The sequence below is a fragment of the Massilia arenae genome (assembly GCF_008014745.1).
Lineage (GTDB): Bacteria > Pseudomonadota > Gammaproteobacteria > Burkholderiales > Burkholderiaceae_D > Telluria > Telluria arenae.
Map to the genome: position 1 here is coordinate 1 of NZ_VPFD01000021.1, position 21,911 is coordinate 21,911.

The following is a 21,911-nucleotide window of genomic DNA, read 5'->3' on the forward strand; positions in this document are numbered from 1 at the left end:
AGACGTTCGTCCCCAAATTCGCCGATGCAATGCTCATCCCTGAGCAGTTCGAGAGAAGCCATGGCGACCTCCATTGAGTCCACACTTCAATGATTCAGCATACGCCAAATAAATGTTGAAGATGTAGGCTCAGCGTAGCGCGCAGGCGGGGACCCAAGTCTCATGCACTCCACTGAAGCAAACCTTAGTGGCTGCGCTGATTAACTTGGGTCCCCGCCTTCGCGGGGACGACGTTTTTGGGCCGACAATGTGAATCGCAGCCCTGGCTCGGCACGCTCCGCCGCGAGCCGCCAGCCGTGGGCCCGCGCCACCTCCTGGCAGATCGACAGCCCCAATCCCGCCCCAAGATCGCGCCGGTGCGGCCCACGCCAGAAGCGGTCGAACAGCAGCGCCAGCTGCGCCGCCTCGACACCCGGCCCGTGGTCGCGCACGCACAGGGTGTCGGCTGCGATCTCTACGCTGACGGCCGAACCGGCCGGCGCGTGCTCGATCGCATTCTCCAGCAGGTTCTTCAACAAGGTGAACAGGGCGCCGCGGTCGGCCCGCCACGCGAGCGAATCGTCCTCGGCCGACACTGCCAGTTCCACCCGCGCCCCTTCGGCCATGCGCTGCAGGTAGCCGACCGCCTCGTCGGCGGCCTCGCGCACCCGCACGGTGCCGAAGTCGTAGTTGGTCGCTTCGCTGGCCTCGGCCAGCAGCAGCAACTGCTGCACCTGGCGCGACATATAGGCGACGTCTTTCAACAGCGCGGCGCGGTCCGCTTCGCTGTCGACGCCCAGCTCCACCTGGGCCCGGATCATCGCCAGCGGCGTCTTGAGTTCGTGCGCCGCATTGCCCAGGAATTCCTGCTGCGCGCGGTAGGCCTGCTCCAGGCGCTCGAGGACACGGTTGAAGCTGCCGACCAGCGGCGCGATCTCGGTCGGCACCGCATCGGTGCGCAGGCGCGCATGCATCGAGTACAGCGAAATGCCGGCTGCCGAGGTCGACACGTCCTGCAGCGGCCGCAGGGTATAGCGCAGCGTGATCCAGGTGCACAGGCCGAAGGCGACCAGCAACACCAGCGTAAACAGGGCGATGCCGGCGCCCACCAGCGGCATCGCGACCCGGTGCAGCAGGTGCATCATGCGGTTGCTGACGGCCACCTGCACGAACCAGGTATTGTCGCTTGCGGCGATCGGCTCGGTGGCGGCGAAGAAGATTACCCCATCGCGCTCGAAATCGAAACGTTCGGCGCCATTCCCGCGCGGTAGCAGGCCGTCGGGCCAGAATTGCCTGCCGGCGTCGGACAACAGCGCCACGCTGCCGCTGCCATCGACGACCCGGTAGGCGACCTCGCGTCCCAGGCTCTCGAATGCCCAGTCGATGTCGGGATGATCCTCGGTTTCCAGGACCGGCCGGCCCTCGCGGTCGATCACGATCTTGGTTGACAGGTCCTGGGCCATGTCGGACATGTCCATCCGCGCCAGCACATCGCTGCGCAGCGCCAGGCACACGATGAGCACGATCAGCACCACGCTGAGCAGGGTGCCGGCGATGAAGGCCATGACGACCTTGATGCGGATGCTATTGAGCCGCATCGTCTTCGCGCAGGGCATAGCCCACGCCCCTCAGGTTGACGATGCGCTGGCGCGAACCGATCGCCGCCAGCTTGCGGCGCAGGCGGTGCAGGGCGACGTCGAGCGCGTTCGGGGTGACCGCCTCGTTCAGGCCCCAGGCCGCGGCTTCCAGCGCGCCGCGGCGCACGGTGGTATCGTGCTTGCGCAGCAGGAGCAGCATGATCTGCATTTCGGCCGGGGCCAGCGTGATGCGCTCTTTGCCGCAGCACAGCAGGTCGCCCTCGGGCAGCAGCGCCAGGTCGCCGTGGGCGTGTTCGATCGGACGGAACTGCGCCGGCCGGCGCAGCAGGGCGCGCACCCGCGCCACCATCTCGTCCATGGCGAAGGGCTTGGCGAGATAGTCGTCGGCGCCGGCCTCGAGGCCCTGGACGCGGTCGTGCAGGGCTTCGCGCGCCGTCAGCACCAGGCAGGGGATGCCCAGGCCGGCCGCGCGCATCCTGGCGAGAAGGGCCAGCCCATCGCCATCGGGCAGGCCGCGATCGAGGATCAGCGCCTGGTAGGGCATCTGCTGGAGCGAGGCCCAGGCGCCGTCGATGCGCGTGGCCACATCGGCGGCGATGCCGGCCGCAGCCAGGCCCTTGCAGACCAGCTGGGCCAGGCGTTCGTGGTCTTCGATCAGGAGGACGCGGCTCATTGTGTGCTCATCCCTGGCTCACTTGAAGCGGTACAGGTAGCCGACGAACACCCGGTTCTCGGTCGAGCGGTCGACCAGCGGGCTGTCCTTGATCTCCTTGGCCAGGCGCGACACCTCGAAGTCGACGAACATCGAATGGCGCTGGTCGAACATGTAGATGCCGCGGATGCCCACCTCGGCGTTCACCCCCGACTCGCCCTGGTAGGCGGCGCGGCCGGGGCGCGCCTCGTCGGCGCGCACGCCATAGTAGTAGTCGACGTATTTCTTGTCGTTCCAGCTCGCAGTCACGCGCGGCGTGATCATCACGCGCTCGCCGATATGCCATGTCTTCTCCACGCCGAGGTTGAAGCGCTTGCCCTTGCTGTTGCCGGAGGCGTCACCCAGCGCTTCGGCGCTGACGTCGACCCAGCCGGTTTTCCATTCGATTCTAGCACCGGCCCAGAAGCCGCCTTTCCGCTCGCGCATGCCGGCCAGGATCGGCGTGTCCTCGATGTCGTCGTCGTCGTAGCCGCTGCCGTCATAGCGGGCGATCAGGTCGAAGTTCAGGCTTTGCGTCGGTGTCACGTCGAGGCTGAGCAGCTTGAAGCCAACCTGCGGGCCGGCGATCGAGACCCAGCGATTCTCGTACTGGAAGAAGGGCAGGGCCATATTGTCGCGGTCGATGTCGGTATAGGCCCGGTCGCGCGAGATGGCGCCGACGCCCAGCGCCCAGGACGAAGACTGCGCGCCGTTGCCTGGCTGGGCCAGGGCGGGCAGGGAATACAACATGGCGGCGGCGATGACGGGGATGTGGACCAGGCTGGCGACGCGTGACAGGAAGTGGGAAGTAAAGCGTGGAGCAGGCATGGGGGACTCTCTCGAGGTTGTTGGAGACGCCATGCTCGGGCCTCTCGTCTTACGCAACACTTACCGTCGCGACGTCTCGACGACATCGTCTCAGTAAGTATTCGGAAAGACGACTGGCCCGATAGTCCAGGCATTCCAGACCACGATGAAGGTTCCTGTGTTCCCGATAAAACAATCCATCGCCCTTGCCGCAGCGCTGCTTGCAGCCGGTTGCGCCGCTCCGCTGCCGGCGCTGCCAGGACCGGATACGCAGCCGGCCGCCAGCTGGCACGCGCCGCTGCCCCACGGCGGCAGCGTCGCCGATCTGCGCCGGTGGTGGGAGCGCTTCGACGATCCACTGCTGCTGGCCCTGATCGACGCGGCCCAGGAAGCGAGTCCGACGCTGGCCCAGACCGGCGCCAACCTGGCCGATGCCCGCGCCGCCAGGGTGGCCGGCGGCGCTGCGCTGCTGCCGTCGCTCGATCTTGCCGCCAGCGCCAGCCGCGAACGCCCCGAGTCCACTGCTCCGGTCGCGCAAGTCTCGTCGCTGGGCCTGCAGGCGGCCTGGGAGCTCGACCTGTCCGGCGCCAACCGCGCCGGCCGGGATGCGTCCGCGGCGCGCCTGGACGGCGCCAGCGCGCTGTGGCACGAGGCGCGTGTTTCGGTGGCGGCCGAGACGGCGCGCCTGTACGTGGAACTGCGCTCCTGCGAAGCGCACCTCGCGCAGGCCGGCATCGATGCCCGTTCGCGCGGCGAGACCGCGCGCCTGACCGAAGCCGCCACCGCTGCCGGCGTCCAGGCGCCGTCGGCCACGCAACTGGCGCGCGCCAGCGCGGCCGAGGGCCAGGTGGCGCTGCTGCGCCAGCAGGCGCAGTGCGAATTGCTGGTCAAGGCGCTGGTGGCGCTGGCGGCGCAAGACGAACCGGCGTTGCGGCGCCAGCTCGAGGCCGCGACCGCGCGCCTGCCCGAGCCGGCCGCCATCGAGGTGCGCACGGTGCCGGCGCTGGCGCTGGCGCAGCGCCCCGACCTGCACGCCGCCGCGCGCGACGTCGAAGCCGCCGCCTTTGACGCCGCGCAGGCGCAGGCGCGGCGCTGGCCGCGCGTCACCCTGGCCGGCAGCATCGGCGCCTTGCGCTCGTCCAGCCTGGGTGTCAGCAGCGAGGGCGGCACCTGGAGCGTGGGACCGGTCGCGGTGACTTTTCCCCTGTTCGACGGCGGCGTGCGGCGCGCCGACGCCGCCGCCGCGCGCGAGCGCTATCGCGCGGCCACGGCCGTGTATGCGGGCCGCCTGCGCACCGCGGTCCAGGAAGTCGAGGGCGCCATGGTGACCCTGGACAGCAGCGCGCGGCGCGGCTCGGTCGCCGTCGCCGCGGTCGATGGCTACGGGCGCGCTTACGCGGCCACTTTCGCCAGCTACCAGGTCGGCGCATCGAGCCTGTTCGACCTGGAAGACGCGCGCCGCAGCCTGCGCGCGGCCAACAGCGCCCTGGTCGACCAGCGCAGCGAGCGCCTGCTGGCCTGGATCGCGCTCTACCGTGCACTCGGCGGCGGCTGGTCGCCGACCGACGCCATCGCATCTTCAGTTTCCCCATCCGACGCACCGACCGACCCGAGGAACCCATGATGAAGACATCCCGCAAGCTGGCGCTGGTCGCCGCTACCGCACTGGCCGGCGCCGCCTTCGTGGCCGTCTTGAGCCCGGCCAACGACGCGTCGTCGGCCGTGACCGACGCCACCCGCGGCCCCGGCCAGCCGGCCCTGGCCGTGGCCGTGACCACGCTCAGCCAGCTCACCATCCCGACCCGCATCGCCGCCAGCGGCAATATCCAGCCGTGGCAAGAGGCCAGCATCGGCGCCGAAGCCAACGGCCTGCGCCTGGTCGAGGTCAAGGTCAATGTCGGCGACCGGGTGCGCCGCGGCCAGCTACTGGCGCGCTTCGCGGCCGAGACCGTCGAAGCCGAACTGGCGCAGGCACGCGCCGCGCTGGCCGAGGCCGAAGTCATGCTTGGCGAAGCGGCCGGCAACGCACGCCGCGCCAGACTGCTGGCCGAGAGCGGCGCGATGGCGGCGCAACAGATCGAGCAGCAGGTGAGCGCCGAACGCGCTGCCGGGGCGCGGCTCGAGGCGGCGCGCGCCGTACTGGCGACCCAGTCCCTGCGCCTGGCCCAGACCCGCATCGTGGCGCCGGACGACGGCATCGTCTCGCTGCGCGCGGCCACGGTCGGCGCGGTGGCGTCGGCCGGGCAAGAACTGTTTCGCCTGATCCGCGGCGGCCGGCTCGAATGGCGCGCCGAGGTGGCTGGCCGCGACCTGGACCTGCTGCGGCCAGGGCAGCGGGTGACGATCGCGCTCGCGGGCGGCCAGCACATCGCCGGCGAACTGCGCATGCTGGCCCCGGCGATCGACCTGCAGACCCGCAACGGCATGGCCTATGTCGACCTGGCGCCGCATCCGGCCGCGCGCGCCGGCATGTTCGCGCGCGGCGAGTTCGACCTGGGCGAGCGCGCGGCCGAGACCCTGCCGCAAAGCGCGACCCTGTTGCGCGAAGGTTTCAGCTACGTGATGCGGGTGGGCGACGATTCGCGCGTGGAGCAGACCCGGGTGAGCCTGGGCCGGCGCAGCGGCGACCGGGTCGAAATCCTGCAGGGCATCAAGGCCCAGGACCGGGTGGTGGCCGCGGGCGTCGCCTTCCTCGGCGACGGCGACCTGGTGCACGTCACCAGTGACACCGACAATATCGATGCAAACAAACAGGCCAGCCGATGAAACTGAACGTCTCCACCTGGTCGATCCACAATCCGATCCCCGTCATCCTGCTGTTCGTCCTCATGACCCTGGCCGGCCTGATGGCCTTCGCCGGCATGAAGGTGCAAAACTTTCCCGACCTCGACCTGCCCACGGTGACGGTGTCGGCTTCCTGGCCCGGCGCTTCTCCATCGCAGGTCGAGACCGAGGTGGCGCGCCGCATCGAGAATGCGCTGGCCACCATGCAGGGCGTCAAGCACATCCAGACCAGCGTGACCGATGGCGAGGCCAATATCACGATCGAGTTCAGGCTCGACAAGCCGGTACAGCTGGCGGTGGACGACGTGCGCGACGCCATCTCGCGCGTGCGCGCCGACCTGCCCCCGGACCTGCGCGATCCCATCGTCAGGAAGGTCGAGCTGGCGGGCACGCCGATCGTCAGCTATGCGATCGCGTCGACGCGCATGGATGCCGAAGGACTGTCCTGGTTCGTCGACGATACCGTCGCCCGCACCTTGCTGGGCGTGCCCGGCGTGGGCAGCGTCGCCCGCGTCGGCGGCGCCAGCCGTGAAGTGCGGGTCGAACTCGATCCCGATCGCCTGCTGGCCCTCGGCGCCACGGCGGCCGACATCTCGCGCCAGTTGCGCCAGGTGCAGCAGGAAGCATCCGGCGGGCGAGTAGGCTTCGGCGGCGCCGAGCAATCGGTGCGCACCATCGCCACGGTCCAGACGGCGGCCCAGATCGGCGCCATCGAGCTGGCGCTGGCCGACGGCCGCCGCATCCGCTTGGGCGAGGTCGCCAGCGTCAGCGACACCGTGGCCGAGCCGCGCGCGGCAGCCTTCCTCGATGGCGCGCCCAGCGTCGGCTTTGAAATCGTGCGCGCCCGTGGCGCCGGCGAACTCGAGGTCGCAGAAGGCGTGCGCGCGGCGCTCGATGGCCTGCGCGCGCGCCACCCCGACGTGACGATTTCCGAGGCCTACAACTTCATCGACCAGGTCGAGGAGAGCTATTCCAGCTCGCTGCGCATGCTGGTCGAAGGCGGCCTGCTGGCGGTGCTGGTGGTGTTCGCCTTCCTGCGCGACTGGCGCGCCACCCTGGTCGCGGCGGTGGCGCTGCCGCTGTCGGTGATCCCGACCTTCGCCCTGATGCAGGCGATGGGATTCACGCTCAATATCGTCACCCTGCTGTCGCTGGTGGTCGGGGTGCTGGTCGACGACGCCATTGTCGAGGTAGAGAACATCGAGCGCCACCTCTTGATGGGCAAGGACCCGATGCAGGCGGCGATCGATGCCTCGCTCGAAATCGGCCTGGCGGTGGTCGCCACTACCTTCACCCTGATCGCGGTGTTCCTGCCGACCGCCTTCATGAGCGGCACCGCCGGCAAGTTCTTCGTGCAGTTCGGCTGGACCGCCGCCGGCGCCGTGTTCTTCTCGCTGGTGGTGGCGCGCATGCTCACGCCGATGATGGCCGCCTGGCTGCTGCGCGCGCCAAAGCAGCATGCACGGCGCGAACCGGCCTGGATGTCGCGCTATCTTGCCTGGGCCGGCTGGTGCCTGCGCCACCGCCGCGCCACCGTCGGCGCCGCCGCCATCCTGTTCGCCGCCGGCATCGGCCTGGCGGCCATCCTGCCATCCACTTTCATCCCGGCCGACGACGACGCCCAGACCCGGGTGACCCTCGATATGCCGCCGGGGAGCGAGCTGCGCGCGACGGTCGCCATGGCCGAACGCGCGCGGGTGGCGCTGGCGCGGCATCGCCACGTGCGCCAGGTGTACACGGCGATCGGCGGCGGTGGCGGCGGTGGCGATCCGACCGATATGCAGGCGGCCGCCGCGGCCGATGTGCGTACCGCGCAGCTCACCCTGACGCTGACCCCGCGTCCCGAACGCGACGGCATGCGCAAGCAGCAGATCGAACGCGAGCTGCGCGCGCTGCTGGCCGAACTGCCCGGGGTGCGGATCCAGGTCGGCGCCGGCGGGTCCGAGGTGTACACGCTGGTGCTGTCGGGCGAGGACGGCCAGGCGCTGGCGCGCCACGCGCCGCTGGTCGAGCGCGAACTGCGCAGCGTCAAAGGCATCGGCGCCGTGACCTCCAGCGCCAGTCTGCTGCGGCCCGAACTGGTGGTGACGCCGGACTTCGCGCGCGCGGCCGACCTGGGCGTGACGTCAGGCAGCATCGCCGAAACCTTGCGCATCGCCACCGTCGGCGACTACCAGGAAAACCTGCCGAAACTGAACCTGGAACAGCGCCAGGTGCCCGTGCTGGTGCGCCTGGGCGAGGCCGCGCGCGGCGACCTCGATACGCTCAAGCGCCTGCCTGTACCGGGTGCGCGCGGGCCGGTGCCGCTGGAAAACGTCGCCACGCTGGAACACGGCAGCGGCCCGGTCGAGATCGCGCGCCTGGACCGCCGGCGCAATATCAGCTTCGACATCCAGCTCGACGGCCTGGCGCTGGGCGACGTCGAGCAGGCGGTGCTGGCGCTGCCCAGCGTGCGCGACCTGCCGCCCGGGATCGAGCGCACGGCGGTGGGCGATGCCGAGGAGATGGGCGAGATGGCGGCCGGCTTCGGCATGGCCATGCTGACCGGCGTGCTGTGCATCTACATGGTGCTGGTGCTGTTGCTGCGAGGCTTCATGCAGCCGCTCACCATCCTTGCGGCGCTGGTGCTGTCGGTGCCGGGCGCCTTCCTGGCGCTGTTCGTGACCGGCTCGGCGCTGTCGATGCCGTCGATGATCGGCCTGATCATGCTGATGGGGATCGCGACCAAGAACTCGATCCTGCTGGTCGACTACATCGTGATCGCGCGCCAGGAGCACGGCCTGGGGCGGCACGAGGCCATCCTCGACGCCTGCCGCAAGCGCGCCCGGCCCATCGTGATGACGACGATCGCCATGGGCGCCGGCATGCTGCCGGTGGCGCTGGGCTGGCTGGGCGATCCGAGCTTCAGGTCGCCGATGGCGATCGTCGTGATCGGGGGCTTGCTGACCTCGACTTTCCTCAGCCTGCTGGTGATTCCGGTGGTCTACAGCTATGTGGACGATTGCGTGCGCTGGCTGCGGCCGGGCAAGGCTACCCTCACGCAGCCCGCTTGAGCGCCGCCCCGACCCGCTCCAGCAAATCCTGGTGCTGATAGGGCTTGGACAGCACGTCGAGCGTGCCGCTGGGCTTGCCGCGGCCGGGCAGTTCGTCCATATAGCCGGTGGTGACCAGCACCGGCAGGCCGGGACGCTTGGCGTGCACGCGTTCGATCAGTTCCAGCCCGTTCATCCCGCCCGGCATGATCACGTCGGTGAACAGCAGGTCGGCCTGTTCGCCGCTTTCCAGCAGGCCGAGCGCGCGCTCGCCGCTGGGGGCCGACAGCACCTCGTAGCCGGCCATTTCGAGCATGCTCTCGGCCAGCTCGCGCACGTCGTCATTGTCTTCGACCACCAGGATGCGGCAGCGCCGCTGTTGCGGTTCGGCGGGCGTGCCGCCGCGCCGTTTGGCCTGCGAAGCATCGTCGCTGGCGGCCTGCTCGGCGACCCGGAACACCATGCGCACCAGGGTGCCCCGGCCCGGCTCGCTTTCGATGTCGAGCTTGCCGTGCGATTGCTGGACGAAGCCGTGCACCATCGCCAGGCCCAGGCCGGTGCCCGGCCCCTTGGTGGTGAAGAACGGTTCGGTGGCGCGGCGCCTGACCTCGGGCGTCATGCCTTCGCCCTCGTCCTGCACGCAGATGCAGACGTAGTCGCCCGGGGAGAGGCCCAGCAGGCGGCGGCGCTCCTCGCCCAGCACGGCGGTGCCGACGGTGACCGCACCGCCGCCCGGCATCGCGTCGCGCGCATTGAGCACGACGTTCAGGAGCGCCATCTCTAGATAGGTCGGGTCGATCGTGCTGGCCGGCAGGCCGGGCTTGAGGTCGAGCCGCAGGTCGATCTTGTCGCCCAGGGTGCGCACCAGCATGTCGGAAAACTCGACCACCAGGCTGTTCAGGCTCAGGCGCTTCGGTTCCAGGCGCTGCTTGCGCGCGAAGGTCAGTAGCTGCTGGGTCAGCTTGCCGGCCTGCATGGTGGCGCGCTGGGCGCGCCGGATCGGCTCGGCCGCCTTGTGCTGGGGCCCGGCGCCGAGCAGGGCGACTTCGAGGTTGCCATTGATGACCTGCAGCAGGTTGTTGAAATCGTGGGCCATGCCGGCCGAGAGCTGGCCGATGGCTTCCATCTTTTGCGCCTGCAGCCAGGATTCCTGGTTGTTGCGGCGCTCGGTGATGTCCATCTGCGAGGCGAAGAAGTACAGCAGCTTGCCGTCCTGGTCGAAGATGGGGCCGAAAAACAGGGCGTTCCAGAACGGCGTGCCGTCGGCCTTGTAGTTCAGGATGTCGACCGCCACCGCGCGCTCTTCGTCGACCGCGCGGCGCAGCTCGGCCACGGTGGCGCGGTCGGTGTCGGCTCCCTGCAGGAAGCGGCAGTTGCGGCCCAGGATCTGTTCTTCGCCATAGCCGGTCAGGTCGGTGAAGGCGCCGTTGGCGAACACGATCGGGTTGTCGTTCTGGCGCGGATCGGTGATCAGCATCGGCATACGGGTCATCTCGACCGCGGCAAAGAAAATATTGCCGCGCTCGTCCAGGCCACCGTGCTCGATGTAGCCGGATTGCCAGTGGTGGACGCCGGGATTGTCCTCGGGCGGACCCATCGGGTGGACGGCATTGCCTTCGACTTCGGCGTTCGCCGGCACGCCGCGGCTCTGGCCGCCGCCCTGCACGTCCAGCGCTTTCTTGAGTGAATCGTCCTTTGGCGGTCCGAGTACCATGGGGTGTCCTGGGGGAAGTCTGGCATGGCGGCATTGCCATGCACCGGCATGTGGACTCCACTGTAACGGGACGGGCCGTCAGGACTCCGTTAATGCGCGCACAGAAGCGCTCACGGCGTTGCCGCCGCGCTGCGCGGAGCCATGCGCAGCAGGGTGAACTCGTCGGTCCGGCGCACCGCGGTTGCAAACGGCGCGGGGTGCACTCCCATGATCAGCAACCAGGTATGGCCCGGTGGCAATTGGTGTTCGGATACCGGTGCGCCTTCTCCAAGGGTCAGCGCGACGCTGTCGGCATGGTCGATATGAAATTGTGCGCGCATCAGTTGCGGCAGGTCCTGCGCGCGGCCGACCAGGGTCACCCTGCCTCGCTCCGCCGCAGGTACCGTGTCCAGCACCAGTGCGCCGGCGCGATCCCCCGGATTGCCGTCGCGGTGGCCCGCGGCGAAGCTGCCGATGCGGTCCTGGGCGACGAGGATGGTGACCGGGAGCAGGCACAGCACGAACAGGCGGGCCGCGTTGCCGCGTCCGGCCGCCCAGGCAAGCAGCAGAGCCGCCTGCAGCACGACCGTCACGTGGCCCGCGGTCCTGCGCATGTTCATGGCGGCGATGTCGGGGCCGTCCACGACCGACAGCGAATAGGTCGGCAGAGAAACGGCCGCCGCGATGACGAGCATCAGGACGGGCACCGCGACCGTCCAGCGCAGCCAGCGCGCGCCGCCGTCGGGCACCATGCCGTGCGGGGCCGCGCTGACGGCGGTGACCAGCCACAGCAGGGGGAAGACGAAGCTGTAATAGCGCAGGTGCAGGCGCACGCCTTCGCTGGCCTCGCCCGCTGCCAGCGAGGCGGTATAGGCGACGGCCAAGCCGGCAGCCGAGCCCAGCATCAGGAAGGTCCAGGCCAGCAGGCGGCCGGTCGGCGCACTGCGCCGCGCCAGCGCGCCGCTGGCCAGGCAGTGCAGCAGGATCGCCAACGGCAGGCCGAGCAGTACCGCCAGCGCCATCAGGTGCCCCATGGCGCTGACGGCGACGGGTCCCAGCAGCGCCAGGCGCGGGCTGGTGCTGCCCGAGTCGACGTTGCCCTGGTAAAAAGGTCCCAGCAGGCTGAGTCCGGCGTCGCCGGCCAGCAGCCAGCCCAGTCCAAATTTGACCGCCAGCAGCGCCAGTGTGGCGATGATGGCGGACGCCAGGCCGCGCCCAAGCCAGGCGGCGCCCTGCAGCCAGGCGGCGACGAGCAGGTACAGGCACAGCGCCGGAAGCAGGAACAGGGCGTGCACCTTGACCAGGCTCATGGCGCCGAGCACGAGGCCGCTGGCGACGGCCTGCTGCGACAGGCGCCAGTGGTCCTGGGCCAGCACGATCCAGCTCAGCACGCAGAAACCGAACCAGTAGCTGGCTTCCGGCATGAAGTACATGGTGTAGGCATTGAGCGGCGCCGCCGCCGCGAACAGCGTCAGTAGCTGGGCCAGCGCCTGGGTCGTATGGCGCCGCGCGGTCAGGTAGAAGAACGGAAGGGCGGCGAAGTAGAGGGCGAGATTGCCGATGCGCACGCAAGCCAGGAAGGCGGCGCCGCAGGCGTTGCTGGCGCTAAACAGCCATAGGTACAGGTAGGAAGGCAACAGCGCCTCGCCCAGCGGCGCCAGGCGCGCCATCTTGCTGTAGTACCACTCGTCGGCGAACACCGCCGGATACAGCCCGTGGCCGCGCAGGTACAGCCAGGCGAAGACGCCGCCCAGCGCCAGCACGAAGGCGGCGCGCCAGGCGCCGGGCGAGCGCTCGAAGGTCGAAGGCATGGCCGGCTGCATGGATGCCGCCCGTCTTACTGGACGGCCTGCTTGCGCGCGTCCACCGCGCCGTTCCCGGAAAGGGCGGCAGGTGCATGCGGCGTAGCCAGCGCGATATCGGTTATCCAGATGCCGAGCTTGCGCTCGTCGCCGGGCGTGCCCATCTCGGCAGGCGACATCGGACGCGGCACCTCGAAGGTGATGCTGTCGGCGCCGCCGTCGGTGTCGAAGGTCAGGCTGATGGGCTGCATGTGCCAGCCGATACGGAACTCGCGGCTGGTGTTGCCGGCCCGTACCGTGAACGGCACGTTGGCATTGTCGCCGAAGGCACGGCCGTTGAACGACAGGATGAAGCGGCGCGGCAGCGGCTGGGCGAGATGGAAGACGACCTGCTTGCTGTCCGACCAGCGGCCCGTCTGCTCGATGCCTGACAGTCCTTCGACGGACTTGATGAAGGCCGGGTCGAGCGGTGCGCCAAGCTCGGCGCGTCCGATCAGCGGCGGCGGTTCAGGCAGGCGCAGCAGCTTGAAGCCGTTGCCGGCATGGAACAGTTCGACATTCTCCGGCAGCGCAAAGTCGCCCAGCACGACCATCCATTTGTGGTCGACCGGCACCTGGTATGCAGGAATCTCGGTACCCGTTTCGATCTGCATCGGCATCGAGTCCGGATCGTCGATGTGGAACTGTACGCGCATGATTTGCGTCATATCATTTCCCACCACGACGACCTTCGCGCGATCGGCTGGAGGCACGGTGGCGTGCACCAGCCGGCCGGCGGTATCGCCCGCCTGGAGCGGAATGTGGCGCGCCAGGGCTTCGCCGACCCTGACCTGGCTCACCAGCAGCAGCAAGGGCAGGAACAGCACGACGAACAGCACCGCGCCGTAGCGCGCGCGCGCTGCCCACGCCGCGAGCGCGGCGGCCTGCAGCAGGAATACGGTGATGCCATAGCGCCAGCCCAGGTCGACGACGTGGATATCGGGCCCGTCGACGTGATTGGTCCAGTAGGTCGGCAGCTTGATCCAGGCAAACGCCATGACGGCCAACAGCAGCGCCGCGATGATCCAGCGCAGCACCGGCTTTGTTTCCAGCGCCGGGCGGCGCTCGAACATGGCCGCCGCCGCGACGATCCAGAGCAGCGGGAACACGAAGCTATAGTAGCGCAGGTGCAGGCGCACGCCCTCGCGATCGTGGCCGGCGAGGGAAGCGGTGTACATGACGGTCACGCCGGCCGCCGCGCCCAGCATCAGGAGCGCATACACGTGCAGGGGATTGGCGTCGGCGCCGCGCTCGCGCAGCATGCGCCTGAACAGGGAATGCAGCAGGATCGCCAGCGGCACGCCGAGCAGGATCGTCAATGCCATCAGGTGCCCGCGCGCGCTGATGAAGGCCGGCGCCAGCAGCGCCAGGCGCGCTTCGACGCTCCCCGAGTTGACCGCGCCCTGGTAGAACGGGCCGAGCAGGCTGAGGCCGGCGTCGCCGGCCAGCAGCCAGCCGAGTCCGAATTTGAGGCAGAGCGTCAGGATCGACGCGAGGGCGGCGTTGCCCAAACCACGCGGCAGCCATGCCTGCCAGGCGTCGCCACGGTGCCAGGACGCGTACACCAGATAGATGCACAGCGCGGGGAGCAGGAACAGGGCGTGCACTTTGACCTGGCTCATGATGCCGAGCACGGCACCCGCGGCCAGCGCCTGCAGCGCCGGACGCCAGGCCTGGCCGCACAAGGCGATCCAGCTGAGTACGCAGAAGCCGAAGTAATACGTCGCTTCGGGCATGAAATAGGCGGTGTAGATGTTCAGCGGCGTCAGCATGGACATCACGGCCAGCAGCAAGGCGACCGAAGCGTTGGTGTACCTGCGCGCGATCGCATGGACGAAGGGCGCGGCGGCGAGATAAAACGCCAGGTTGCCGACCCTGACGCAATCGAGGAAACCATCGCCGCAGGCGCTGCTGAAGCCGAACATCCACAGGTAGAGATAGGAGGGCACGATGGCTTCGGCAAGCGGCATCAGGCGCGCCATCTTGCTGTAGAACCACTCGTCAGCGAAGACGGTGGGCTGCAGCCCCAGGTTGCGTTGATACAGGTAAGCGGCGATGCAGGCCAGGACGAGGGCGAACGTGGCGTGCCAGGCGAGCCGGCGGTGGGCGGTTGGAAGAGCGTTCATGCGGTCGGTTGTGATTATCGTTGGATCGCGGGTTGCCTGGCCTGCCAGGTGGTCACGGCCTCGTGCAGTCGTTCCCAGGTGAAGAAACGACGCTTTTCGTAGTAGAGAGGGCCGGCGTGTGGACGCTGGTCCAGCCGCTCTGGCGCCACCGGCTGCAGGGTCTGCTCGCCACGTGACAGGTAATGCAGCAGCACCATCGGGAACAGTCCCACCCATGTCATGCGCTGGGATGGGTAGGAAAGGCACAGGCGCAGGTAGCGCCGGCGCGCGGACCAGCCGATCGGGCTGGCGCTGACCGGGCCGTTGGCCGGCAGCGGCGCCAGCACCCGGAACAGCGGGCCGGGCAGGCCGCTGGCCTGGTATAACGAGAATTGCCAGGTACGCGCGAGCAAGCCGCGCTGCGCCGCCAGCACGACCGTCAGGGCGTGCAGCGCGTCATGGTCGTGATGGCCGCCTTCCCATGCGGTGACGTGGATCGCGTCGATTGGAAAATGGCTGTCGATCCAGGCGCCGATCCAGTTCCCGGCCGCGTCCATGTGCAGCGCCAGGCGCGCGTCGCCGATGCCGAGCGACTGGCCGGCGAAGTGCACGTCCTCGGCCGCCACACCCAGGCTGGTGAGCGCCGCCAGCGATTCGGCGTTGCGCGTCGCTGCACTCGTATTCGCGGTCTGGCCGTCGGTGAGGTAGGCGCACACCACCCGCAGGCCCTGGCGGCGGCAGGCGGCGATGCGTTCGAATACCCCGAACTCGTCGTCCTGGTGGGCGAACAGGAACAGCGCGCTGGGCTCAATAGGCATCGAAGTCGAGGAAGCTGAACTGAATGCGGGATGGGTCGAGCTGCGTTACGCGCGGCACGAACGAACGGTAGATCAGGTTCAGCGGCGACGGACGCAGGCGCTGGGGGATGCTGGCGTAGTTCCACCAGCTGGCGTTGGCGTCCGGCGCGAGGCCGATCAGCAGGCGCGCGGGCGACAGCGGCGCCGCCGCGGCGCTGCTTTGTGCTGCGCCTTGTGTTCCACCTTGGGCGCCGAGGCCGGCATCGAGTTCGGCATAGGCCGGCAGGCGCAGGCCGAATGCGGCGGCGTAGAACTGCTGGCGCTTGCCATCGGCGCGGCGGTGCACCGGATTGTGCGGATTGGCGCAGCGCCAGGCCAGCGACGCGGCGCTCCAGCTGCGCTCGAACGACAGCTGCGCCGGCGCCGTTTTCGGGCCGTGCGACAGCGTGCCCAGGCCGACGCGCGCCTCGAGCGGGCGCACCAGCTGGAAGCCGAGCTTGCGCACGAAGCCTGGGGTGCTGTTGGCATTGGCCACGCCATACACGCCATCGAAACCGGCCGCGGCGCCGGCCTCGAAGGTGGCGGCGGCGAGCTTGGTGAACAGCCCCTTGCCCTGGTAGTCGGGATGGGTGGCGGTGTTCAGCGACAGCAGCACCTGCACCTCGCTGCCCTCGACCCAGGCGCGCGCCGGGACGCACACGTAATGGGCCGCCAGGCGTTCGCCGTCCCAGGCATCCATGCCGACCGCGAGGCCGTCCGGATTGGCCGTGTACAGCCAGGCGAGGTAGTCGGGCGTGAATTTGTCGGTGCCCGGGAAGCAGGCTGCGAACAGGGCGCCATACCGTTCCAGGGTGGCGCCGTCGTATTGGATGGGAGCGATGCGCATCACTTGAAGATCCAGAAGCGGCTGAGCAGGTATCCGTTCACCGCCACCAGGGGCAGCGACAGGATCTTCCCGGCCAGCGGGTTATCGGCAAGGCCCACGGCCAGCGCGACGCAGCCGAGGGTCAACACGTAGTTCAAGCCCACCACGCACATATAGCGGGCAAAGCTGGCCTTCGACGCCGCCTGGTCGAAAGTGACCCGGCTATGAAAGGCGTAATTGACCATGAGGCCGGCCACGAAGCCCGCGCTGGCGGCGGTCGTGTGGTGGAAGCCCTGCACGATCAGGAGCTGCATCAGGCCGACGTCGATCCCGGCGCACAACAGGCCGCCGGCCACGAACACGCCAAACTGGCGCAGGCGTGCGGAATCAATCATCGCGGCGGCGCCGGAACAGCGTCTTCTTGTGCAGTGGCCGGCTCGGCACCGACGCGATGTCGTAATTCAGGAAGGCCAGGATCAGCTGCACCCCCATGATCACCGGCAGCGCGGCCAGCATCACGCTGCCGGCCGGGGTCGCGACGTCGTGCTGGTCCGAGACGATCCATTGCACGGTGCCGTAGACCACGCCGAAGGTGGTCAGGAGCACGCCGATCGGCAGCTCGAGCGAGGCCACCGACAGGTTGCGCAGGTAGTAGTTGTAGAACAGGCGCTTGAAGAAGTTGCGCACGTTCTTGGCGGCGAACTCGGTGATCACTTGCGAGACCTTCAGGTTGCTCACTTCGTCGCCGTACACCGCGTCCATCGGCACGTCGACCGCCACCGCGCCCAGCGTGTTCAGGCGGAACAGCATGTCGCTCTCGAAGAAGTAGCGCTTGCTGATCTTGTCGAAGGGCAGGTAGCGCGCGGCGTCGGCGTGGATCGCCGTGTAGCCGTTGGTCGGGTCGAACAGGTGCCAGTAGCCCGACGACAGCTTGGTCATGAACGACAGCATGGCGTTGCCGAACAGGCGCACCGGCGGCATCGCGCTCAGGCGTTCCAGGTTGAAGAAGCGGTTGCCCTTGGTGTAGTCGGCTTCGCCGGCCAGGATCGGCGCGACGAACACCGGGATCAGGGAGGCATCCATCTGGCCGTCGCCGTCGATCTTGACGATCACCGTAGCGCCGTCCGCGATGGCGGCGCGATAGCCGGTCATGACGGCGCCGCCCACGCCCTGGTTCTCGGCATGCTCGAGCACGGTCACGCGCGCATCCTGGCAGTTGGCGCGCACGAAAGCGCCGCTGCCGTCGGGACAGCGGTCGTCGACCACGTACACGTGCGCGACTTCGGGGCCGATGCCGGCGATGACGCCGAGGATGTGGCGGGTCACGCGGTAGCTCGGGATGACCACCGCGATCCTCTCGGTCGGCGCGGCGGGAGTCTTGTTGTCGGGGGCGTTCATGGCGGGTGCGTCGGTAGCGTTCATGGTTTGGTGAACAGGTGCGTCATCAGTTCGGCGGCGTTGTCGGCCCAGGTGCGGCCGGCGATGCCCTCGGGACGCGGCGCCTGGCCGGCGCCGCGCAGGCGCAGCCAGTCCTGCACGGCGGCGGCCAGCGCCGCGCCGTCGGCGCCGCTGAAGTAATGGGCGTGCTCGCCGGCCACCTCGCGGAACACCGGCAGGTCGCGCGCCAGCAGCGGCACGCCATGGCGCGCGGCCTCGATCAGCGGCAGGCCGAAGCCTTCGCCTTCGCTGGCGAACAGCAGGCAGGTGCTGGCCGCGTACACGCGGTCAAGGTATTCATCGCTGATGCCCTGCAGCCAGTGCAGGCGGCGGCCCAGCTCGGGGTGCTTGGAGAGACGCGCCACCAGCTGCGGGATGGTACGGCGCGCGCCGTCCGGCAAGCCCTTCCAGCCTTCGGCGCCGACGATCACCAGGCGCAGGTCCAGGTCTGGGTCCTGGGCCCACAGGCGCTCGAAGGCGTCGAGGGTTTGCAGGTGGCCCTTGCGCGGCTCGATGGTGCCGACCATCACGAAGGTCGATGCGGCCTGCAGGCCGGCCAGCAGCGCTTCGGCGCCGTCCGGCAGTCCGGTGCTCGGCTGCGAGGCGCTGATGTCGGCGCCGTGGTGCAGCACCAGGTAGTCGCCTGGCGCCGCCTGGGGCGCATTGGCCGCCAGCCATTCGCGGGTCTCGTCGGCCACGGCGGCGCTGATGCATACCAGGCCGTCGGCGGCGGCGCCGATGGCGCGCAGCCAGTCGCCGAACTCGCGCTCGGCGCCGGGCGGGAAGAATTCGGGACGCAGCACCGGCAGGATGTCGTGCACCATGAAGTGCACGCGCACGCCGGCCGCGAGCCAGCGCGCATACAGGCCGTGGCGCGCCGCTTCGATCACCGCGCGCGGGAACACGTCGGGGCTGTAGAACACGTCGCCCGTGGCGACGTGCACCTCGTCGTCCTGCACGCCGTCGCCGACGGTGCCCATCAGCTCATGCAGGTAGCGCCGTGCGTAGCGGTAGTGCCAGGTGCCGCCCTCGTCGCTCAGGTACACCGGCAGCACCTGCACGTGGCGGCCCTGGGCGCGCAGCAGCTCGAGCAGCTGCGCGCGCACCACGCGCTGGATGCCGGTGCGCAGGTCTTCGCGCACCATGGCCGAGACGTCGACCAGCAGTTGCGGGGCCAGGTCTTCGGCCGACAGCCTGGCATGGTGGCGCCCGTCAACCACGGCTTCCATCAGCTGCTGTGCGCTCTGGCGCCAGGTCAGCCACGGCATGCCGGACGACGGCGGCGCGCTGCCGGCCGCGTGCAGATCCAGCCAGGCCGCGATGGCGGCGGCCAGGTCTTCCGGCTTGCCGCCCTCGAAGTAATAGGCGTGTTCGCCCGCCACTTCGCGAAATACCGGGATGCCGCGCGCGATGATCGGCAAGCCCTTCTGGGCCGCTTCGATCAGCGGCAGGCCGAAGCCTTCACCTTCGGAGGCCGCCAGCAGCGCCGAGCTGTGCTCATAGAGCTGCACCAGCATCTCGTCCGAGACGCCGTTGAACCAGAACAGGCGTTTTTCGCGCTCCGGATGCGCCTGCAGGCGCTCGGCCAGGGCGTCGACCAGCCAGCCGTTCTTGCCGACGATGACGAGGTTGACCTCGATCCCGCGCGCCCACAGCAGCTCGCAGGCGGCCAGCGCCTGGGCCTGGCCCTTGCGCGGCTCGAGCGTGCCCACCATCAGGAGGGTCGGCGTGCGGCGCAGCGCTTCCATGGCCTGGGCCGCGTTGTCAGGCAGGCCGCGGCTCGGCGCGCTGGCGTCGATGTCGGCGCCCAGGTGGAAGTGCGACAGCTTGAGCGGCGACAGGCGCCGGTTCGGACGCCCGGCCAGCCATTCAGCCAGCTCGTCGGCCACGGCGCGCGAAATGGTCACGATGCCGTCCGCCACCAGCGAGATGGTGTCGATGAAGTCGCCGTAGTATTTCTCGGCGCCGAACGGGAAGCAGTCGGGCCGCAGCAGCGGCAGCAGGTCGTACACGGTGAACCAGACCGCCACGCCGCGGCGGCGCAGCGCCAGCAGTTGCGGCTGGTTCTGGGTGGTCATATTGGTGGCCAGGTCCAGGCCCAGGAACACGTCGCCGGGCCGCGCCTCGATCGGCGCATCCTCGAGCGCCAGCGGCGGCGTGCCGAGCATGGGCGCCGTGAAGGCGCGCGCATAGCGGTAGCTGCGGTTGCCGCCTTCGCTGTACACCGGTTCGATGCGGTAGCCGGCCGGCGGTTCCTGCACCAGCGCCAGCACGATGCTGCGCACCACGCGCTGGATGCCGGTCTTGTGGTCGGCCTGGACCAGCGCCGAGATATCGACCAGCAGCTGGCGCGGCGCCGTCGGCAGGACATTGGCGGCGATCATGGACGCGGTCTCGACCAGCGCCGCCTCGCCCGGCGGGCGCGGCGTGCCGGGCGCGCTGAGCGCGGCGACCAGCTGCCGCCGCAGCGCAGGTGCGCTGTCGCGTGCAAAGGCTTCGATCGCCTCCACGTACAGGGCGCCGACGGCGCCTGGGGCGTGGTGGCGCGCGATGTGGGCGCGGCCGGCCTGGGCCAGCGCGGCGCGGCGCGCCGGCGTGGCGAACAAATCGGCCAGCGCCGCCGTCAGTGCGCTATCTTCGAACAGGTCGGGCAGCATGCACAGGGCGTCGGGCGGCAGGTCGGCCGCGCCGCCGTGGGCGTTGACGATGGCCGGCAGGCCGTGCATCAGGCAGTCGAGCACCGATGCCGAGGTCTCGCCGCGGGTCTGGGTGCGCAGCTGCACCGCGCAATCGCTGGCGGCTAGCCAGTCCTGGTAGGCTTCGGCGCTGACGAAGCCGGTGATGTCGATGCGCGCGGCGGCGCCGCGTTCGGCGATCGCGCGCAGCAGCTCGATGCCGTAGGGGCCGGGATCGTTGGCGCCGACGAACACCAGGCGGCAGCGCGGGTCGGCTGCCAGCGGCGACGCCAGGTACGCATCCAACAGGCGGTCATTGAGCTTGGTCGAGCCGAGCATGCCGAAGCTGCTGACGACGTAGTCGTCGGCGCCCAGGCCCAGGCGCACGCGCGCTGCGGCGCGGGCAGCGGCAGGGTCGGCGTCGTGCGCGACCTGGCCGCGCAGCAGCGGGATGGTGCGCCAGCCGTCGGCGGCGCCCGGTCCATACCACTGCTCGGCCAGGCGGCGCGAAAAGTCGCCATGGACGATGATGCCGGCGGCCCGGTCCAGCACTTCCTTATTGCACGGGAATTGCCAGATCGACGGATTGCGGCCGTGTTCGCGGTGGTATTGCAGGCCGCTGTGGCCGTGCGAGGCGTACAGCGCCTGCAGGAAAGCCTCGGGCACGTCGCCGTCGCGTTCCATATTGTCGAGCACACCGCTCAGGAAGAAGTCGTGCAGCACCACGGCGCCCGGATGGCGGCGCAGCAGCGCGAACATATGCTTGTGCGCGTTCGAGTTGCCGAAGTGGTAGAGCACGCGGTCGTAGCCGGCGCCATGGCGCATGAAGTAATCGACGTCGCGCTGTGCGAAGCGGGCCAGCGCGGCATCGGGCGTGGCGCCCGGCGTGAGCACCAGTTCGACCGCATAGTGTTTCTCGAGCTCGAGGACCAGTTCGGCGCTGTAGTCGGCGATGCCCGAGTGCTCGGGCGGCAGCGGCGAGACCAGCGCCAGGTTGGGTTTCGTCGACGGGGCGATGGCGGGCGCGGACTTGAACGCCGCCTTTTCCAGCGCACGGTACACGGCCTGCATGTCGTCGATGGCCAGCACCGGCGCCGGCGTCAGCACGGCGTCCAGCGTCAGCGCCGCATCGGAGTCAAAGGCCAGCACCAGCGCGGCGCCGCGCAGCAGGTCTTGCTGCGCGCGCGGCGCGGCCAGCACGCTCGCCAGGTCGGCCGCGCCCAATACCTGCGGCACGTCCGTGGTCCAGTAGCCGGCCCAGGCCGGGTCGGCGTCCGCCTGCCACATGGACAGCACCAGGTCGGGCGCCAGCGACGCCAGGAAACCGGCGCGCAGCGCGTGCGCGCCGTGGCGGCGCCAGGCGTCGTCGCCGTTCGGCTGGGCGTAGACGTGGAAGCGCCCCTCTGGCAGCAGGCCGTCGAAGGCATGGAGCAGCACGTCGACGTCGGTCGGATGGCGGCCGCTGACGGCCACGTGGATGTCCCATTGCTGCTGTTGCTGCGGCTGCGCGCGTGCGTCGAGCAGGGACAGCGCCAGGCTGCGCAGCATGGCCGTGTCCTGGGCGGGGGCCGCCTGCGGGGCGTGGAAGTCGATGATCAGGCGCATGG

At 69.5% G+C, this 21,911-nt stretch carries 14 protein-coding genes; 3 read left to right on the forward strand and 11 right to left on the reverse strand.

Features of this window, described 5'->3' with window-relative positions; all coding sequences use genetic code 11:
* Nucleotides 1-200 precede the first annotated feature (200 nt).
* Genes FVD38_RS18230 through FVD38_RS18240 form a run of 3 tightly spaced genes read right to left on the reverse strand, consistent with a single transcriptional unit; the run spans nt 201 to nt 3,096 of the window.
* Nucleotides 201-1,577: a sensor histidine kinase gene (locus FVD38_RS18230; protein WP_229493793.1), complete on the reverse strand. Its 1,377-nt coding sequence runs from the start codon at nt 1,575-1,577 to the stop codon at nt 201-203.
* Nucleotides 1,564-2,250: a response regulator transcription factor gene (locus tag FVD38_RS18235; RefSeq protein ID WP_147936139.1), complete on the reverse strand. Its 687-nt coding sequence runs from the start codon at nt 2,248-2,250 to the stop codon at nt 1,564-1,566. Before FVD38_RS18235 ends, FVD38_RS18230 begins: the two co-directional genes overlap by 14 nt.
* An 18-nt stretch (nt 2,251-2,268) precedes the next feature.
* A complete protein-coding gene (locus FVD38_RS18240; RefSeq protein WP_147936140.1) occupies nt 2,269-3,096 on the reverse strand; it encodes a MipA/OmpV family protein in 828 nt (275 codons plus the stop codon).
* A gap of 157 nt (nt 3,097-3,253) precedes the next feature.
* Here FVD38_RS18240 and FVD38_RS18245 point away from each other — a divergent pair, with 157 nt between their 5' ends.
* The 3 genes from FVD38_RS18245 to FVD38_RS18255 are packed head-to-tail and all read left to right on the forward strand — an operon-like array spanning nt 3,254 to nt 8,912.
* On the forward strand, nt 3,254-4,699 hold the full coding sequence (locus tag FVD38_RS18245; protein WP_229493795.1) for an efflux transporter outer membrane subunit: 1,446 nt from the start codon (nt 3,254-3,256) through the stop codon (nt 4,697-4,699).
* Nucleotides 4,696-5,841, forward strand: a complete 1,146-nt coding sequence (locus tag FVD38_RS18250; RefSeq protein WP_187271643.1) for an efflux RND transporter periplasmic adaptor subunit — start codon at nt 4,696-4,698, stop codon at nt 5,839-5,841. Before FVD38_RS18245 ends, FVD38_RS18250 begins: the two co-directional genes overlap by 4 nt.
* On the forward strand, nt 5,838-8,912 hold the full coding sequence (locus FVD38_RS18255) for an efflux RND transporter permease subunit (protein WP_147936142.1): 3,075 nt from the start codon (nt 5,838-5,840) through the stop codon (nt 8,910-8,912). The genes FVD38_RS18250 and FVD38_RS18255 overlap by 4 nt, the downstream gene beginning before the upstream one ends.
* On the opposite strand, the gene FVD38_RS18260 is transcribed toward FVD38_RS18255, so the two are convergent.
* From FVD38_RS18260 to FVD38_RS18295, 8 genes are all read right to left on the reverse strand, one after another.
* Nucleotides 8,896-10,605, reverse strand: a complete 1,710-nt coding sequence (locus FVD38_RS18260; protein WP_147936143.1) for a response regulator — start codon at nt 10,603-10,605, stop codon at nt 8,896-8,898. The genes FVD38_RS18255 and FVD38_RS18260 overlap by 17 nt on opposite strands.
* Before the next feature lie 110 nt (nt 10,606-10,715).
* Nucleotides 10,716-12,395, reverse strand: coding sequence for a hypothetical protein (locus FVD38_RS18265; protein WP_147936144.1), 1,680 nt, complete (start codon nt 12,393-12,395; stop codon nt 10,716-10,718).
* Between the two features lie 26 nt (nt 12,396-12,421).
* The gene (locus tag FVD38_RS18270; protein WP_147936145.1) at nt 12,422-14,551 is read right to left on the reverse strand and encodes an ArnT family glycosyltransferase; all 2,130 of its coding nucleotides are present in this window, start codon (nt 14,549-14,551) and stop codon (nt 12,422-12,424) included.
* Nucleotides 14,552-14,565: 14 nt separating this feature from the next.
* Complete coding sequence (locus FVD38_RS18275; RefSeq protein ID WP_147936146.1) at nt 14,566-15,348, reverse strand: PIG-L deacetylase family protein; 783 nt, start codon at nt 15,346-15,348, stop codon at nt 14,566-14,568.
* Nucleotides 15,338-16,213, reverse strand: coding sequence for a GNAT family N-acetyltransferase (locus FVD38_RS18280; protein ID WP_147936147.1), 876 nt, complete (start codon nt 16,211-16,213; stop codon nt 15,338-15,340). Before FVD38_RS18280 ends, FVD38_RS18275 begins: the two co-directional genes overlap by 11 nt.
* Nucleotides 16,213-16,587: a GtrA family protein gene (locus FVD38_RS18285; protein WP_147936148.1), complete on the reverse strand. Its 375-nt coding sequence runs from the start codon at nt 16,585-16,587 to the stop codon at nt 16,213-16,215. The genes FVD38_RS18280 and FVD38_RS18285 overlap by 1 nt, the downstream gene beginning before the upstream one ends.
* Entirely contained in the window at nt 16,580-17,614 is a 1,035-nt protein-coding gene (locus FVD38_RS18290; RefSeq protein WP_370660648.1) for a glycosyltransferase family 2 protein, read from the reverse strand. Before FVD38_RS18290 ends, FVD38_RS18285 begins: the two co-directional genes overlap by 8 nt.
* The gene (locus FVD38_RS18295) at nt 17,611-21,909 is read right to left on the reverse strand and encodes a glycosyltransferase (RefSeq protein WP_229493797.1); all 4,299 of its coding nucleotides are present in this window, start codon (nt 21,907-21,909) and stop codon (nt 17,611-17,613) included. The genes FVD38_RS18290 and FVD38_RS18295 overlap by 4 nt, the downstream gene beginning before the upstream one ends.
* Nucleotides 21,910-21,911 lie beyond the last annotated feature (2 nt).